Genomic DNA, 17,690 nt, shown 5'->3' on the forward strand with positions numbered 1-17,690 from the left:
CAAGCCGCTTCACTGGCGCTATATACCGCATGCCTGCTCAGTTAACTGGGCCTCACTTTTGGGTGGCAATGCTACACCACTTCATTGCACCCGTCATCTAGATAGCCAACCTAGCCATGCACTAATAACCTCTACAGCCCAGCTTCGCCCTGGGTTAGGACCGCGACCACGAGCAGGCCACAAGGGCAAGTTAAAGGACAATTCGATAGTGCGTTATAAAACGCTTTATTGGCACTAAGTAGATGAAAGTAAATGCTTTACAAGGACAACTAATACGCCCATATTAAGGCCATAAAAGCCAAGATGGCGGAGGAACAATGTTGCTTGCAATAACAGCGATTGTAGCTGGTTTTATACTACTGGTTTACAGTGCCGGACGCTTTGTAGACGGCGCTGCGGCCACAGCGGCACACGCAGGGTTACCCACTATTTTGATCGGTATGCTTATTGTCGGGTTTGGCACGTCCGCACCGGAAATGGTTGTCTCGGCGATGGCTGCGAGTGATGGCAATCCAGCGCTAGCACTAGGCAACGCTCTTGGCTCAAACATTGTCAATATTGGCCTAATTTTAGGGGTCACTGCACTGATTGCTCCCATCACAGTGCACTCGAATATTGTTCGCAAAGAGCTACCACTGCTTTTAGCTGTGGTGTTGCTGTGTGGCTATTTGCTCTACGATGGTCAATTGACCACATTCGACGCCACCTTGCTGCTTGGTGGCTTTGTTAGCGTGGTGGCATGGTCAATATATTCAGGCCTACGCCACCACAACGACCCACTGGCAAGCGACACCGAGCAGGGTGTCACCAGCCAAACCATGGGGCTAAAGAGCGCACTGTTTTGGTTAGTTTGTGGCTTAGTGGTTCTAGTGCTAAGTTCACGCATATTAGTGTGGGGTGCGGTGCAAGTCGCCTCGGCATTGGGAGTCAGTGATTTAGTCATTGGCCTGACTATTATCGCTTTGGGCACTTCACTACCAGAGTTAGCTGCGTCTATTATTGCGGCGAAAAAAGGCGAGCATGATATCGCCATTGGCAACGTGGTAGGCTCGAACATGTTTAATATTCTTGCCGTTATTGGTATTGCTGGAGCGATTGAACCCTTCGGCCTTGGCGCAGATATTTTTTATCGTGATTGGGGAGTGATGCTGGTGTTAACGCTTGCTTTGCTGGTCATGGCCTATGGCATCGGCCGTCAAGGCCGTATCAACCGGGCAGAAGGGGGGCTATTGCTCAGCGGTTATCTCGCCTACAACGGCTACTTGCTGTGGACCTTAGTGTAAACGCGAGTGCGAGCAAACCCACTCTCTAATCATTGAACACCTTAGTTAAGGACAACCTATGCAATATAAGAAAACATATTATGCAATTAAGGCGCTTGCTGTTTTATCTTTTGCTGCCATTGCTTTTACATATTGGGGAGCCGGTCTGGCTCTGTTATTGCTGCTATCGCCCTATGCTATCCTGTATTTTTTGGCCAACAGTCACAGCTATCGCAATACAAAATTAGCCGTGATGCGAGCCACGCCGGCGATATTCAGCTTTTTCATCATGCTGGGCTTAGTGTTTGGGATTCAATCAGACCCACAGTCAGGTATCGGCGTTATGCTAGGCGTAACGGCGCAATTGGCCGCCATTAGCCTCGCCGAGTTAATCATTCTATTTTTCTTGCGAACGCCAGAATACGCACCTTAATCTGTACGATAAACGCATAACTGTTACCCTTTAATATGGTGTGCGCTGTAATCAAGTACTGCCCGGGTGATGCAGGTGCAACACGCCAACACTTCTGCCCGATACACCACAGCCATTGTTACCAACAGGTACTATCTGGCTTTGACGTCGCCCTAGGCAACTAGGGCAACGACTGTTAACTCTGTGGGCACGCAGGGTGTTCTAAAAGCACTTGCGTGACAATTTGCCCAAACAGCGCTTGCTGCTGCTGGTCTAACTGAAGCGCCGGATTATAGGGAATGGCGTCCGCCAATTCGCCAGTAATGATCTCATAAAAGGTCATTGCAGTGAGCACCTTCCCTGCGTAGGATGCATGATTACCATCTGCATGATGTAGCTCAACCGTTGGCATAACGTCTAATACACGGTTCCAAACCAAGCCTACGGGCGCGACACAGCTAAGCTCTTGTTGGCTAATTGATTGATGTAAATTGTATACCCGCTCTGCCTCAGATGGGTCACCACGTTGTGGGTGCTCTGGAAATAATATCGGTGTGATGTTGTTTGATTTAGCCTTTGCAATTAAACGCTCAGTTGCGTGCGTTGGATAGTCGGTTGCGCCGAACTGAGAGTACTTTTGCCCTTGAAATATGGCGTGGCTCCAAGTGTTTTTTTCTAATTGCTCTAAGTTTGCAGTAACCGCAGCAATTTCATCTAAAAACCGCCCACTAATTGTTACCGTTTCAATCGTCTTATTTGGAAGTTGGTCACTGATCAGTGTTTCAATGATTGAACCTAATTGTGAGCTATGACTGTTACCATAAATAACCAACCGATAGTCAGCAACAGCACTATTATCAACGATGTTACCTGTCGGTGTTGGTGTCAGTTGCTTCGGCTCATCATTTTTTGTGCCAGAGCCACAGGCCGTTAGGTTTAGCCCTATAAAGGCTATGAAGGATATCGCTAAAGGTTTTATCGACATGATCACCTCCCTGTTACATTGCGCAAAAGCGCATAGACGATAGATATATGATTCTTTTCGAAAATACACACATTAGTAGGCAACTGCAACAGTAAAAAAGAACAAATAACGTGCAGCGCCAGATAAAAGAATCAAAGGTTTACTATGATAATTAAGCGCGATAAAAACCCATAATGGCAATAACTTACATTATTTGATATTAATAAATTAGCGACCAAAGTAAACTTATCATCATTTTAGTCAGTGGAGGTTTTGTGCGCAGTTTTGAAAGTCACGGAGGTCATATGTCTCAACGGGAAAAGGTTACAACATGGTTAATGTTAGTGATTTCATTCGCTGTATTTATTGCTGCAACATATATAATTGGTTCGCTTATTGGCAGTCTATTTATCACCGCAACGGTTGAGTTATCAATTCTGCAAATCGGCATTATTTGTGGGGGGATCACAGCAATATCAGTATTTATACGTTGCGTGAAAAAGTTAAAAAATCATGCTGAATTAGCTCGCACCTCTAGACCGTAGTCTACGGTAGCTTAAAGCGAGCGTCAGACGGTCATCCACCAAAGTCACAGTGATACATCCATAATCGTTGAGTTTCTCCCATAGTCAGGAAAACGACCCTCTGGATCGTTTTTGTCGAGTCTACGGTTAAAGCTATGTCGTGTAACTTCAGCGCTGGTAAGTATTTCCTAAATTTGCTATCAATGGTCACAGGACAAAAACGAGACAGATTGCCGGAGAAAGACGACCCAATTGCTCGATATTAAATTGTTAGTGTTCAATGGTGAAGGAATCGAGTTTGGCGCATTATTATAAATTTTTCGGAAACCTTGTTGACTTGGATTGCATAATCCAAGACCTCAAATTGGTTTTAGCTAAAACTGAAGATATTGATTTTCCAGGGCATGAAAACGGACTTATAGCTGACATTTTTCCTGATATCACTCGAAAAAGCTTTATTGTTTCATTGCTTATTACTTTAGACGAGCAGTTTAAGGTTTACTGTGGAATTCTTAAAGAAACCACAGGGCAAACACTAAAGTGGAATGAACTTAAAGGTTCAGCTTTAGAGCGATTTATAACTTATTCAACAAAGGTCTGTGGTTTTGCCACTGTCAGTGATAACTCATCAAAGCAATTACTTACTGGTTTAATCGAAGTGAGAAACTGTATTGTCCACAACAGTTCATGCCTAGACGGTTTTGGGAAAAGAAAAGTTATTGAGTCATTTGCAACTCAAATCGATGGTGTCACTATTGAAGATGACATTGTTTATTTAAACGTAGAAGGCTGTATCAATTGTGCAGACTTAGTTTTTGATTTTATGTCTAAAGCATATAATGTAGCTTTAGAGCAGTTTCCAAAAGAACACTAACAAGTCATTAAAGCAGGAAAATTTACAGTTGGCTGTTTTCACTGCGTTCAACATTTTAGCCAACTATAAATTTCCTCTTAATGAGGCGTTATGAGTAGAGACACCATTGATAAATAGTTTGCTATCACGGTCTGCTGAACTCGAAAGCAGACTCTTGGAGTTTTTAGCGCTCGCTCCTTTTGATAATTCGGAGAGAGTCATGGCTAGTAGAGTCATGTGTAGTATTGCATTCGAGCATGCTGAAAGCGCGAAGATGCTGATTTCGGGTGGCAATCTCACCTCCGCGACGGGACTTGTTCGTCTTCAGTATGAGGCTTTGGTCAGGGCAATGTGGCTTCTCTACGCGGCTCCCGACAGCGCCGTTTCTAAGTTGACCAGTGAGCTGACACAAGAGACAGCTAATAAAGCGAATAGGCTTCCGATGCTCAGCGAAATGCTTGAGAAATTACAGGGTAAAGCACCCCAGGAACCGTTGAATATGCTGCTGGAATTTAAAGAGTACTCTTGGAAGCCTCTAAGTTCGTTCATCCACGGCGGTATTCATGCAATCCACCGCCACAGCAAAGGCTATCCACTTCCTTTACTCGAGCAGATGGTCCGAATATCCAATGGTGTGTCAGTAATGGTAGGAATGCTATTGGTCATATTGCATGGCGGTGGTGCGCAGCGTGGCAAAATGCCACTTATTCAAAGAGAATTTGCTGACTGTCTACCTGAAACTAAGTCGCCAATCTCATAACATAAAGCATGGGTGACTAATGGTTGAATGGCGGTTAATGGCACTGCGCTGACCGTCGGGCCAGCTACTAATAAACATTCGGTCTAACACTTTATGCCATTGCAACAAAAAAGGCGCTTTCTGTGGGGCAGTAATAAAGTTTCATACTGGGTTGCTCCGCAGCCCTTACATTACATCAGGCGAGAACGCCCATAAAAAAATAAAGTGTCATACTAAAAGGCAAATAAGCTCTGAAATAGAGCTTATTTAAAGTAATAAAGTTTCATACTGAATACGCATTGATACTCAGCTTCCCTCTACTGAAACACCTATTAACAGCTTTTATCCGCTAATCATGTTTTGAAGCATCAACAACACACTCTATTTCAGTGAGTTTTTCTTCCCACCAATTGATAGCCAAGGCTAAAACATCACGACAGTCTTCACCCTCATATGGCCCTTGATTAATAGGGCAAAAAAGATTTTTTGACAATTCAAATATTGAGTTACAGGGGAGTACAGCAAGCTCCACTGAAGCTGAAAGAAAACCAAATTCATACTCTTTTAGAACAGAGTTTCTCTCATCTTCTATAAAGTTTTTGAATATTTCATTGCCTTCATTCTGTTGCTTCCAAGTTGAATACGCTGCTGAGATTGCATTTTCTAATGCAATTGATGAAGGGCCATCTATCTTATGTAAAACATGGCCTACTGCTCGAGAAAGAGCAATGGCTGAAACCCATAGAACGCGAAATTTCACTTGATCTTCCTCAATTTCTAAGAGGTGATGAGCAACTTTTAAATCATCTAGGGCTTTTCTTGCTGTAGTCGTCATACATGGTTATATAAAAACATTGGTTGATTCCTATAAAGCATTCTCTACAAATAGGATGCTCTAAACAAGGTTGATGAATATTAAAACCGCTCCCATTTTTAGTCCCAACTCCCATACAACCAAACCTTTAACTTAATGATGCCAGAAAGCCCTTTACCTTTGCTATCCATTCCAATTTCATCCGCATTATCGCAGATTTCAGCTACCATAAATTAAGTCTATAAATAATAAGGAAATTTATGTATCCCTTTCTTTTGGAAGAGAAAAACTTCAATCCACCTCGATTTAGCGAGCATTATGAGGTAAACTACGAAGGGGATATCATTTATTGGTTATAACTACATGAAAAACATAGTTAGTGTAGATCTATTTTGCGGTGCGGGAGGATTAACTCGAGGGCTACTTGACTCTGGAATTCATGTATCTGCTGGACTAGATATAGAAAGCAGTTGCAAATATGCATATGAGTCAAACAACGGAACGACTTTCCACTGTAAAGATGTAACATCTTTGAAAGGGAAAGAACTATTAGGTATGTATTCTGAAGGTGATATCAAGCTATTAGCTGGGTGTGCCCCGTGTCAACCTTTCTCCACATATTCTCAAGGACGAGATGTGAAAAAAGATAAGAAATGGCCTTTGCTCTATGCATTTTCAAGACTAATCAAAGACACCCAACCAGATCTCGTTACAATGGAGAATGTTCCTGATGTGACCAAACACAAGGTATACCATGACTTTGTTAAGACTTTGAAAAAGCAGGGCTATAATATTTGGGCTGATACTGTATATTGCCCGGATTATGGGGTTCCTCAGACTCGAAGTCGCCATGTTTTACTAGCGTCTAAGCTCGGCTCTATTTCATTAATTCCCAAGACTCACAACCCTGATGAATATATCACAGTGAGACAGGCTCTCTCAGAACAACAGCTGCCAAAAATAAAGGCTGGCTCTGCCTCCAAACTTGATCGCCTTCACAAAGCTTCGGGCCTATCAGAACTCAACATGAAGCGTATGAAAGCCTCTAGACCTGGAGGCTCCTGGAAAGATTGGCCGAAACACCTCATAGCAGAATGCCATAGAAAACCAAGCGGTCAAACCTACTCCAGTGTTTATTCCAGAATGAGTTGGGATGAACCTGCTCCAACAATGACCACCCAATTTTTCGGATTTGGTAATGGCAGATTTGGACATCCAAAAGAAAACAGAGCAATATCGCTGCGAGAGGGTGCAATTTTCCAAACGTTCCCTGAGTGGTACAAATTTACTGAAGATACTAAGCCAATTCAAACCAGCGTCGTAGGAAAAATGATCGGTAATGCCGTTCCTCCCAGGCTGGGACAAGTGATAGGTGAATCATTCAAAAAGCATATTGAAGAACTGAAACTTTAAAACTACAGGGAATTAGAACATGGCTGTTATTTACCCCCCTTTTTTACCCGAAAAATGCCCTTCCTCAGAAGAAAAGGTAAGAGCTTCACTTACGAATGTTGATGGCATTACGATCCTTCATTCAGTTTGCTGGCAATCACAAAGGAACAACCGTCAAGGAGATGGAGAAGCCGACTTCATTGTCCTAATTCCGAAAGAAGGTATTCTAATACTTGAAGTTAAGGGTGGTGATATTGAAATTGAAAACGGGACTTGGTATTCAACTGATAGATTTCAATCAAAACACAGAATCAAAGATCCCTTTGTTCAAGTTAAAGACTCAAAGTATGCCTTACTTAACTACCTGACCCATGAAGACAAAAAGTTAAAAGCAATCCCTATAATGCATGCAGTTGTATTTCCAGATATTTCCGTCAGTAAATCGCTGTCGATGAACTCACCAAAAGAGTTAATCATAGATAGAGAAGATTTAATCAATATTGAAAACGTTATAGGAAGGGTTACTGGGCATTGGGGATATAATCACAAATTTCCAGATAACTATTTAAACGACGTTTGCGCCCTACTAGCCCCTACACGATACGTCCAGAGGCTAATTTCAGACGATATAGACGAAACAGAAAGAGGCATCATCGAATTAACCCGCGAACAAATGAAAGTTTTGGAATCCTTGAAACGAGCGAAACAAGCTATCATTTATGGAGGTGCCGGCACTGGAAAGACGGTGTTAGCGATTGAAAAAGCAAGACAACTAGATAAATTAAAGTTTAAGACTCTATTAATTTGTTACAACAAGCTATTGAAAGAGAAAGTAAGTAGTTTATTAGCCAGCTCGACGATAACTGTAGAAACATTTCATTCCCTTACCTTGAAAGAGGCTCAGAAAGCTAACCTGGATATACCAAATCATTTGGATTCCGAATGGTATGAATCTCAAGCTGGGCAATTATTCAAACACGCCGCGAATATTAATAAAACAAACTATGATGTGATTATTATTGACGAAGCACAGGACTTTTCTTATGAATGGATAATATCGTTACGAGAACGCCTGTCACAGCACGGTACTTTCTACATATTCGCTGATTCTCACCAAGATTTATATAAGAGAGACTGGCAAGAACCCGAAGGGGTAAGCCCGTACGAATTACTCCAAAACTGCAGAAATACAACCCCAATAGCCACCACAGTAGCCGCCATCTACCAAGAAAAAGTGATTGTAAGCGGGTTGCAAGGACCTACTCCGCAGTTTGTTGAAGCTAATACAATAGGTGAGTCTTTAGATTTTGTTTCAACAATTGTTGAGCACCTAATTTCGGAAAAAGTCGATCGAGAACACATAAGTGTTCTAAGCAACACAAGTCAATTTATAAAAGACCTCAAAACCCAGTGCGTTGGAGAATACGTCTTTTCTAGCTATGATAAATTTGGCATTTGTGCAGAAACTATTCGTCGATTCAAAGGGTTAGAAAACCACGTAGTTATTGTTGTAATTGACGACAATGAAACTGATGATTCAACACAATCACTATGTTACGTAGGCATGAGCCGCGCAAAGTCGGCTCTATACCTAGTTTCATCCAAACGAGTAAAAGACAAACTCAATTGGCAATAAACTCCCCGGCTATCGTAAGTACCCTTTTCGACCAAAGAGGGTTTTGCGACTTAAGTTCATATTGAAGTGTCTGCACGAAGGTTCCCCGAGGTGTAAACATCCCATACAGGCGCCTCCTGAATCGTGACACGCAGGATCCATTGCACACCGATGATCTTCATATAAGACAGCATCTAACAGTTTATGCAGCTCTGTTTCAAACACAGCTTGCAGCCCCCCTAGAACAAAGTCTCCTTTAGCAGCGCCATATATAAAAAAGCCTAAGTGATAAGGTAATAAAAGCTCAGATAGCCCATTTCTATCGATACCTGAAAAAACCGAAGCGACCCGAATGAATCGATGTGCATAAGAATGAATAAGCTTTTGAAGGACATCAACGAGACTCTGTTCACCTCCGGTACCATCGTACTTATTAATGGCTTCTAATATGTTTTGACGACTAGATTTTTCATCCTGCCCTTGGATGATATTAAAACCTTCGCCTTGTAGCCAATCGATGACCCGATTCGGCTCCAACTGAACATATAAAGCTTCTGTTTGAGCTAAGTCTGAGTAGATAGTATAACCTTTCGAACCCTTAGACTTGAAAGGGGTTAATTTATCCTCACCCGGCTTATGCCCTCCTCGTGTATACCCGTACTGTGCTGTCAATACGGGGAACTTATCTATCAGCTCAACACTCTTCAGGCCCGCTTTTGACAGGCTAGACAAATAGTCTCTTTGATAAACTTTAGTAAAGCGAGATTCTCCTTGTACCGATGCAATAAGATCTTTTATCTGTACCCTGGAATCCAATGTTGCAAGCGCTAAAATAACAGCCTGAGCTTCAGCTTCCTCTTGGTGTTCTCGAATAAGTCTCAAATTAGGAACTGAATCAAACTCATCTGAAGTACCAGCAGCTTGAAGCATTTTATCAATAACATCGTCAGGCAACCCTTGACTTTGTAGAGTTCTGCGCAAGGACTCTGAACTAGACTTCACTTGTTCAATATTATCTTCCTCCATACCACTTAGCACCCATGAAAGTGCTCGAGGAGGCCCCCCTGCTTCAGTTAAAACTCTAATCTTTTCTTTATCTGGCGGGTTTACAATCACAACACTATGAGGTGTATATACAGAGGATGCTCGATGCGGAAGAAACTTCAAATTACCTTTTCCGCACTCGCAACTCACGTTACCGAACCCTTTTCGCAATGGCGCATTACAAACTGGACAATCGAACACGATTTCAGCGGCAGACGCTGTACCAGGAAAATTTACTCGGACTTGTTTATGCTCTTTGCACTTGGGGATGTACGGCTCACGAAGAGCACCACATTCATCGTGATACCCAACAAAATAAAGGTTACTTTTACCTATATCTTTGCCGCATGGGCATGGAGCATCAGGTTCACTATGAACTCGAAAGCAGCTTCTACACACCCAAGACTTATTGGGGAATGGTTCAATTTTCACTCCATTATCTTCGTCAATCGTCACAACTTGTATTGGAAACCCCTTCCTCAAGTTTGTCACAAAATCCCCGTCCTTTCCCGATGCTTCCCAAGCGCCAGCGTGCCTAATTATCGCCCGCTTTATTGAGGCAACATCTATATCATTCCTTGAAAAATGAACCCAATCTTTGACCTTCCATACTCGACCTTTTAAATCGACAGTTTGCTCAGGCAAAAAACCAAACAACACTTGTGAAACACTTCTATATTCAACCATTATTTTTTCCTCCCTGAATTCTTCATAACAAATGCTCTAATAGGTACTTGTTTTTCAACGTCACGTAAAGATCTCATAGGAGGTCTTTCCGTAGGGGAAAGCTCAGAAGGGAAAATTGCACTATTTGGGGGTTCTTTGATATTGGACTCGAATCCCTCTATCCACTCTTCAATATCAGCTCGAATGTGGCTATCTAAATCTCCCTCTAACTCCAGAGCCTGAATTAGTTTTCTAGCCTCTTTACCACTATCGAAATTGCCATTGTTATAATATTCCCTCAATGCCTTTACAGTAGTTAATGGGAGCTCTGAGTCATATTCATGAATCATAATCAACCTTGCTAGAAGTAAGCCTGAGATAGTCCTATTCAATACTTGTCGACTACGTTTGCTTATTGGAACAGGATCCACGAATCGATCGCCTTGTGAGACAAATTGGCTAAAAGAGCGGTAAATACCCGCATCCCTTTCCCGACCGATTTTGTGCACAACAAAAACCAAACTCGGATATCTACGCCCCACCCGAGCTGTAGCCTGTATAAACTCAGCTGTAGACAGGGGAATTCCCAGCATTACCATAATATTCAATCTATCAATATCAACACCGTGTGACATCATGGAAGAAGCAGCGATTATGTGTAACCGTTCATCGAACTCGCTTTCAGGGTTATCCAACCGATTTAAGATATTACTTACTTCCTTAAACTCCGTCTTTCCCGTTAATGATGCAATGTTAACTTTTCCATTCACTTCGGAAAGCTGGGTCTCTGCTGAACGAGTGACAGCTTCAAGGTCTCTTATAGTATTTCCATAAACGACATTAGTTCCATACAGAGACACTAGCTCTTCTGAGAAGTGTATAGGAATACCTATTTCACTACATGTTTCCTGAGGATGTTCCTGCAACCGCCTAATCGACTTTTGCAACTCAGCTAATAACCTATCTACCGTATACTCAATAGTGACTCCTTTAGGCGCTATAGCTATAAACTCTCTCATTTTATCTGTGGAATCAGCAGTCCAGAAACCGGTACCTTCCTTTGGAGGGGGTACAGGAAAAACCCTTCCTTTTCTGCGATACAAAACATCAACCTGTTTTTCATAACCAGTCAATGTTGCCGATGAAGCAAGAATTTTCGGTTTTCTATCGCAAAGCTCTTCCTCAAGGGAATCGAAAATGGCCTCATAATGAGCATCAACAGCTCCAAGACTGTCGCGAAGCAAGTGAAGCTCGTCTTGCAACCTGAACGAGGGCCCAAACCTCTTTACGTCCATTCCCAAGTCACACACCTCACCTTTACAGCCAGGAACCAAACATCCATTAGGCTTTTGACTTCTTCGGGAATATGTATAGCCATGACCTTTGGAGCACTTTCCTTTGGGAGCCCCCAACAGCCCCCTCATTGCAGTCTGCATAGATACGGATGCTGCTTTATCAAGTGTGCCAACGACAACTGTTGGAAGAAATCTATATATTTCATCGTCAACAACATATATCGGCAGGGGCTCTCCTTGGGTTATACAAGATGCACTTGTGCACTTGTGGTATAAACGCCAACTTGCTCTATCGAAGTCCATTTCAATTGTTTTGTCATGACAATACGGGCAGGAATCTAGCACTTGATACTTTGAAGGCATCCCTGGATCATCTATATCCGGCTGCCCTGGCTCCGCGTCTACAGGGATCGAATTAGGAGTAGCTCCATTACCAACAAAGAACCCCAGAGAAAATCTAGCTCCTTGGATATTATGTTTTTTTCTGACTATGTCAGCAGCAGCTATTGCATTAGCAAAACGCTGAGTTTGTTGTAGAGAAAGCATTCTTAAAGGAAATCGGCTCCATGCCGTGATTCCAGAGCTTTTACCAGTAAGGCGATCGTAAATTGAAGCTGTTATCAAAAGCCCAAGGTAAGTTTCTGTTTTCCCTCCCCCTGTAGCAAACCACACCACATCTGCAATGTCCGCCTCATCTTTTTGATCAACAATTGAACCTAAATTTGCGAGCAAGAAGCCAAACTGGAAGCTTCTCCATGAGGTGTACTTACCATTAGAACTTAAACTCATCGCTTCATTCATGCAGGTAAAAGCTGTAAATAGCTCGCTGTTTGTTTCAAGGAGCTTAATACCGTTTTTAATCCTGCCACACTCTTCGTCAAATTGTCGCGAAGAATCTAGAGCGCTATTTAACGCCTCTTCTGACCATTGCTCTTCTTTAGACCTCGCCCTTAAGGCATGTTCTGACCAATTTTCATTACCCCAACTAAGCAGATATTCTAGTAAAAGATTGGATGACTTAATTGGATCTTCAGACAGAAGCATGAAATCGAATGAGGGGGGAGACCCACTAACATTCCAGTACTTAGGTCGGAACCTGTCTACCGAAATAGCATCTTCTGTTTGAAAAGCCCCATCACTCCCCAAGACAATCCCACAATTTATTCCGTATGCTGGCACCTTCCGATCATAGCGAAAGGAATCCTCTAAAGCGGACAAGAGGTAAGGTTTAGTAACGAGGCCTTTAATAGACATTTCACATTGATAAAAACGAGTATCCGATAATTCTGAGCATTCTTTTGGTGACGTGTTAACCAGCGTAATAAACAGCTCAAAATCTGAGTACTGATCGCGTCCAACTTCAACTTCTATTGCAGCGGATAAGCCCTTTGTCCCAATAACTCTAGTAATTTCACTGGAGAGCTCATCCTCTAACAGTCTACTTTTGCCAAGCTCACTCGTAATTGATATTTCGCGGGAAAATGTTACCTGTTCAGATTTAATCCAGTTAGAACTACCTTTCATTTTTAACCAAACATGAAACCCAACATTTAATTCAAGTTTCCATTTTTCTTCGTTAGGGTCTCCAGGTTTCAACTTTATACCGAAAGCACAAGGCTCTAGCCGTTCACCTTTTTCCCCCCAGTCGCTTTCTTTGACTGCCTGCTCTGACTGTATCCTCCCCAACCAATATTTTCCTGATGGTTTAACAGCTATTGAACTATCGCAATCACCTCGACCAACCTGTGTCATTCGCTGACCCAGCCAAGTTACAAACTTTTCTTGAGCATCCTGTATATTCATTTAATTTCCATTTGTATTAATCGTCTAAAAAGTTTTCTTGTAAGACAGAAGCACTACTTGGCCGTCTTAGCTTTTTCAATGCCTCAGCTTCAATTTGCCGTATCCGCTCCCTAGTTACTCCGAACATTTCTCCTATATATTCCAATGTCCTTTCTTCTTGGTTGTCGGACAACCCAAATCTATGCGCAAGCACCTCTATTTCTCTATCTTTCAAAATCGCTAAATGCTCTTTTATTCCGGCTGTTAATTCCTGTGAATTAATCTCGTCTTCAGGGGACGGTATATCCGCGACTAAAAAATCCTTCAGTGAATATTCCCCATCATGCTTTGATTCGTCTAAGGAACTCGGTTGTATAGCAGAAATAGCCCAACAAAAGTGCACCTCTTCAACGCTCCAATTTAATTCTTCTGCAACTTCATAAGGTTTTGGTGATTTGCCGTTTTTTATAGCTGAAAGTGCAGAGATGGCTTTTTTAAATAACTGCACCTTATTGTGCATATGAACCGGCACGCGAATTGTTAGTCCTTTATCAATAATTGCTCTTTCAATTGCTTGTTTTATCCACCACACCGCATATGTAGAAAACTTAAACCCCAAATCTGGATCAAATTTTTCAACAGCTCGACTTAATCCTATGATTCCTTCTTGGAATAAGTCCTCTACCGTAAGATCTGCACTAACACTGAAGTATGATACGACTTTTCTAACCAGCCTTAAGTTAGCTAAAACCATAGCTTCCTTAGCCTTTCGTCCATTTTCGACAATTATGTTTAAGTGCCGATGTGTACTTATATCATCGCCAGAATGGCTATCTTGAACTTGCATAGCCAACTTTATTGTACGGCCTAACTTCACCTCATCTTCTTTTGTTAATAGGTTATATCTATTTATAAAGCTAAAATTTGAAGATGATCCCGCTTCAGCCGTCTCATCAATGAGCTCAATATCATCGTCATTCAATTCCCCCCATTCGACAGGAATTCCTTGTGACATAAGCTCTTCGATAACATAGCTGCTTTCATCGACTGACAATTCCCGCTTTACAAATATTTTTGTTAGAGCTTCTTGAGATAGCTTTTCTCCCGTTCGCTCATAATCACCAACTAAATCTCGTATGGTTTTCTCAACTATTTCATTTTTCATTAATTTCCCTATTACCAACCGATTGGCTGAGTAAAACAAATCCACTTAAATTACGATTTTAGCCGCTCACTCATTCTTTGAGTCCATTTCCCAATATCCTCAGTAGTTAACGCCCCACCTTTCTTCGACTTCTGATGCGGCACCCAAAAGTGTTTTTCCGCGCCTATAAGCTTGTCCAAGTGCTCTTTCGGCCAAGACAGAGATGCTTTTAGGAGCTGTTTTTCGATCTCGTATAGGTGAGGCTCGAGGTCGCCGATCGCGCTGGCGCGGATCACTCTGGTCGACAGGGCCTTGGCAGCATCCGAGGTGTCGACTTCCAGCAGGTAGTACCCGGTAGTGCCGGCAGTTACATGGGCTACGGACATGCACCTGGGTTCTTTATCCGGTTCCACCAAATGCTTTTGGCATTTGCCAACGATCGGCAGTTTCCTGAGCTGGTATATGACAACCTGGCAATCATACTCTTTCTCAAGCAGTTCGAGCATTTTGAAGTAGCTGGTGAATTTGTTCAGATACAGGTGGGCGTCGTCGGTTTGGTCGTTCATGTTGTCCCAATCGGCACTCGGCAGATCACCGCCGGGCCCTTGCTCTTCGGTACTAACATCGCTGGAGGCTTCGCCCGGTTCTTCATCGTCCTTGCGGCCCCGACCGGTCGGCTTTTTCTTTTCGCAGATCTTGGACGTCTCTATAGCGCGGTCGAATTCGAATTCCGTTGCATACCCTTCCAGCACAACCGGTTTGTTTTCCCGGCTCCCCTCGGAAGCATCGTCCACCTTGTGTCCGGGCGGCCGGTTTGCACCCGAACCGCTTCCTTGGCCGTTGCCGCTTTCCTGGGTATAGAAACTGGGATGGTAGAAGGCTACGCGCTCGGGAACATTCATAGGAATATATCTTAATCCTATGATTTCGTGAACGAGCATGGTTCGGCTGTCTTTATCAAGATACCCCTTAACCTTCATTCTTGCATCCTCCAATGCAGGAGGGTCGAATTGAAAGCTCCAGCGCCTGTACTGTCCCACATCGTATCCGTGGTTGAGCTGGTAGGCGCCTATGCTGTCGTAGGAACGCCTGGCCTCGGAATCCATCAATATCCAGGCGAACAGCCTTCGAAAGCCATAGTCGCTAAAAAGTTCTTTGTCGCCTGAGAAGCTATCCAATACATTAACGATGGTTCTATCGTTTTCTTCGTCGTACTCTGGGCTGTATTCGATGTTCAGCAGGTCGTGCTCCAGGGCCGTTCTAACCAGGTAGGCATTTTTAAAGAAAAGCATTCGCGCCAGCTCGAACTGGGGAAGATAAACCGTGGTGCCGTCGGCCAGAGAAAACACGAAGCAATATTCTCCTGCTTCGTTCTTTGCAAGCCTGTCTCGGGCAGGGCAGTTGCCGATCCGATCAACGGACCATTCGCGAGTCGTTGATATGGCAAAGCTCTTTTCCGAAGACTCCTTGAAGTAGTAGTCGTATGTCGGGTTTATTTTCCGTTTCCGCACCAGGACAGGTGCATTCGACAGGGTGGTTGAATCCTTTCCATTATCCCCTTTGGGATGAATACTGAGATTGATGCCCCACTTGATAGCGCCCTTTTTGCGATAGAGGCTGCCGATGCCGTTGATCCAGGTATCGTCTTTGAATCCTTTGAGTTGGGTACTTCCGTTCAAATCCCTAAAACCTCCTTGAGAAAACGGCTGGCCGGTTCGGTAAGGCGTTCTTCGCTCAACCCGGACCACCTCAGCACCTGCCAACGCTTCAATGGTTCGCCGTCCCGCGTTATCCGTATGGCAGTGCGGGTCATTCTTCTTATTTGATATTCAAATATATTTTCACAGTAGCGATCAAAAAACAAACTGCACAAAGGTAGTAGATCCAAATGCTTCTCTATCGGGGCCTTATGCTCCAACCGGTTCAAATACCAGTTCCTTGAGCGCCGGAGATCATCCAGCCGCAACTCGCTTACATTGCGCAGTGTGATCAGAGTTTTGAGCGTATCCATATCCCGCCGATGCCAGTCGACTTTGACCTGCTGTTTAGGCTCCGGCGCCTTATGGCTTCTGTTTGTTTCCATCAGCCATTGTCTGTCGCGGCGATACAGCCAGGCATATACATCGCCGAATCCGTTCAGACGAGCCAGCTTGGTGCCGTGCTCTTTCACCGCTGCTAACCACTTGCTGCGATATTTGCTCAGCTCGCTTTCACCCGTTCCTTTCAGCTCCTTGGTAGGGGTTTTCTGACTCAGTTCGAGCCGCGAAACCACATCGACAATGTCGGCCAGCTTCCACCCGGGCTCCATAAAGGCATGAAGCACCACCAGATGTTCAAGATAGCTGAACGCCTTGCGGTGTTTGCGAAACATGCTCTTGAGCCAATTGGTTTCTGTGTCGTAGGGCAAGAGTCCGTAGCGGGAAAGCCAGTCGGCCCCCCAAAACCCCACGACTTTGTCGCGGACGAGGTCATGGCGTACCTGAGTACCGCGATTGAAGCCGTTTTCGGCCGCCAGATTGGCATACCAAAGGGTCCATTGGGAAAACTCGGGCGTAAGTCTCGGCTCCAGGTTCAGCAGCTCGCCGATGCTTTGCGCCAACAAGTCGCTCTGCCGCTCTCCCGGTTGCTGCTCAAGCAATGGACATACCTCCAGATCCGCTGCTTGAAACTGGTGCCTGTGCGCATTGTGACGGCGTATTTTCGAATCGACCAAACTTCCGTGAACCGGACAGCTTTCTGCCCCGGCAACCTGCCAGTCGCGTCGCCAATAGCATTCGCCATGTTCGTTCAACTGCTCGCGAATGCACTCGGGGCAATACCTGAGATACATCGGCTGTTTGATGCGCGAAGCCGCTGCACCGGACGTCAGGTGCACCGAGCTTTTTCCGTTTGCGGTAAGCTCTCGAATAAGTGCAAGCCGACGCGCTTCGCCCACAAAAGGCGCATACAAGGGAAAGAGGGTATTCCGATAGAGTAGGCTTTCCGGCGTGATCCCGATTTTTTCAGGGTAAAGCGCAGCGATGCGCTTGAGGTGGGACGGAAGATCGGATGTGGCCAAAATCTTTCTGTCGCCGAACACCTCCGAAAGCAGCTCCTTCGGCGAAACGATGCCGCTATGTATCCCGTGCCTCGCTATCGTGCTGTAGAGCAGTTCATCGCGATATGGCAGGGGAAAGCCAAGCAT

The 17,690-nt window shown here is 44.0% G+C and carries 14 protein-coding genes; 7 read left to right on the plus strand and 7 right to left on the minus strand.

The annotated features are described in order from the left end of the window. The first annotated feature begins 317 nt into the window (after window positions 1–317). Together MHM89_RS17020 and MHM89_RS17025 are read left to right on the plus strand one after the other, a co-directional pair. On the plus strand, window positions 318–1,283 hold the full coding sequence (locus MHM89_RS17020) for a calcium/sodium antiporter (protein ID WP_239409322.1): 966 nt from the start codon (window positions 318–320) through the stop codon (window positions 1,281–1,283). Window positions 1,284–1,341: 58 nt separating this feature from the next. Beyond that, entirely contained in the window at window positions 1,342–1,695 is a 354-nt protein-coding gene (locus MHM89_RS17025; protein WP_239385860.1) for a hypothetical protein, read from the plus strand. A gap of 175 nt (window positions 1,696–1,870) precedes the next feature. Here the strand turns inward: MHM89_RS17025 and MHM89_RS17030 are convergent, their stop codons facing one another. Further along, window positions 1,871–2,659, minus strand: coding sequence for a hypothetical protein (locus tag MHM89_RS17030; protein ID WP_239409323.1), 789 nt, complete (start codon window positions 2,657–2,659; stop codon window positions 1,871–1,873). 284 nt (window positions 2,660–2,943) lie between these two features. Between MHM89_RS17030 and MHM89_RS17035 the strand changes: the two genes are divergently transcribed. From MHM89_RS17035 to MHM89_RS17045, 3 genes are all read left to right on the plus strand, one after another. Further along, window positions 2,944–3,183, plus strand: a complete 240-nt coding sequence (locus tag MHM89_RS17035; protein WP_045979442.1) for a hypothetical protein — start codon at window positions 2,944–2,946, stop codon at window positions 3,181–3,183. A gap of 277 nt (window positions 3,184–3,460) precedes the next feature. After that, entirely contained in the window at window positions 3,461–4,036 is a 576-nt protein-coding gene (locus MHM89_RS17040; RefSeq protein WP_239409324.1) for a hypothetical protein, read from the plus strand. Between the two features lie 199 nt (window positions 4,037–4,235). Continuing rightward, window positions 4,236–4,775 (plus strand): hypothetical protein, encoded by a 540-nt coding sequence (locus tag MHM89_RS17045; RefSeq protein ID WP_239409325.1) that lies wholly within the window; start codon window positions 4,236–4,238, stop codon window positions 4,773–4,775. A 328-nt stretch (window positions 4,776–5,103) separates the two neighbouring features. On the opposite strand, the gene MHM89_RS17050 is transcribed toward MHM89_RS17045, so the two are convergent. Then, window positions 5,104–5,589: a hypothetical protein gene (locus MHM89_RS17050; RefSeq protein ID WP_239409326.1), complete on the minus strand. Its 486-nt coding sequence runs from the start codon at window positions 5,587–5,589 to the stop codon at window positions 5,104–5,106. A 342-nt stretch (window positions 5,590–5,931) separates the two neighbouring features. On the opposite strand from MHM89_RS17050, the gene dcm reads away from it, so the two are divergent. Further along, window positions 5,932–6,981: a DNA (cytosine-5-)-methyltransferase gene (dcm, locus tag MHM89_RS17055; protein WP_239409327.1), complete on the plus strand. Its 1,050-nt coding sequence runs from the start codon at window positions 5,932–5,934 to the stop codon at window positions 6,979–6,981. A gap of 19 nt (window positions 6,982–7,000) precedes the next feature. After that, a complete protein-coding gene (locus MHM89_RS17060) occupies window positions 7,001–8,596 on the plus strand; it encodes an AAA family ATPase (RefSeq protein ID WP_239409328.1) in 1,596 nt (531 codons plus the stop codon). A 9-nt stretch (window positions 8,597–8,605) separates the two neighbouring features. On the opposite strand, the gene MHM89_RS17065 is transcribed toward MHM89_RS17060, so the two are convergent. From MHM89_RS17065 to MHM89_RS17085, 5 genes are read right to left on the minus strand one after another with little or no spacing between them, the layout of a single operon-like run. Next, window positions 8,606–10,306, minus strand: coding sequence for a hypothetical protein (locus MHM89_RS17065; protein WP_239409329.1), 1,701 nt, complete (start codon window positions 10,304–10,306; stop codon window positions 8,606–8,608). Next, entirely contained in the window at window positions 10,306–13,383 is a 3,078-nt protein-coding gene (locus tag MHM89_RS17070) for a helicase-related protein (protein ID WP_239409330.1), read from the minus strand. The genes MHM89_RS17065 and MHM89_RS17070 overlap by 1 nt, the downstream gene beginning before the upstream one ends. Window positions 13,384–13,399: 16 nt before the next feature. Next, complete coding sequence (locus MHM89_RS17075) at window positions 13,400–14,527, minus strand: sigma-70 family RNA polymerase sigma factor (RefSeq protein ID WP_239409331.1); 1,128 nt, start codon at window positions 14,525–14,527, stop codon at window positions 13,400–13,402. A 50-nt stretch (window positions 14,528–14,577) separates the two neighbouring features. Continuing rightward, on the minus strand, window positions 14,578–16,185 hold the full coding sequence (locus MHM89_RS17080) for a Tn7-like element transposition protein TnsE (protein WP_239409332.1): 1,608 nt from the start codon (window positions 16,183–16,185) through the stop codon (window positions 14,578–14,580). After that, complete coding sequence (locus MHM89_RS17085; RefSeq protein WP_239409333.1) at window positions 16,182–17,690, minus strand: TnsD family Tn7-like transposition protein; 1,509 nt, start codon at window positions 17,688–17,690, stop codon at window positions 16,182–16,184. The genes MHM89_RS17080 and MHM89_RS17085 overlap by 4 nt, the downstream gene beginning before the upstream one ends.

The organism is Pseudoalteromonas sp. CNC9-20, from assembly GCF_022347875.1.
Lineage (GTDB): Bacteria > Pseudomonadota > Gammaproteobacteria > Enterobacterales > Alteromonadaceae > Pseudoalteromonas > Pseudoalteromonas ruthenica.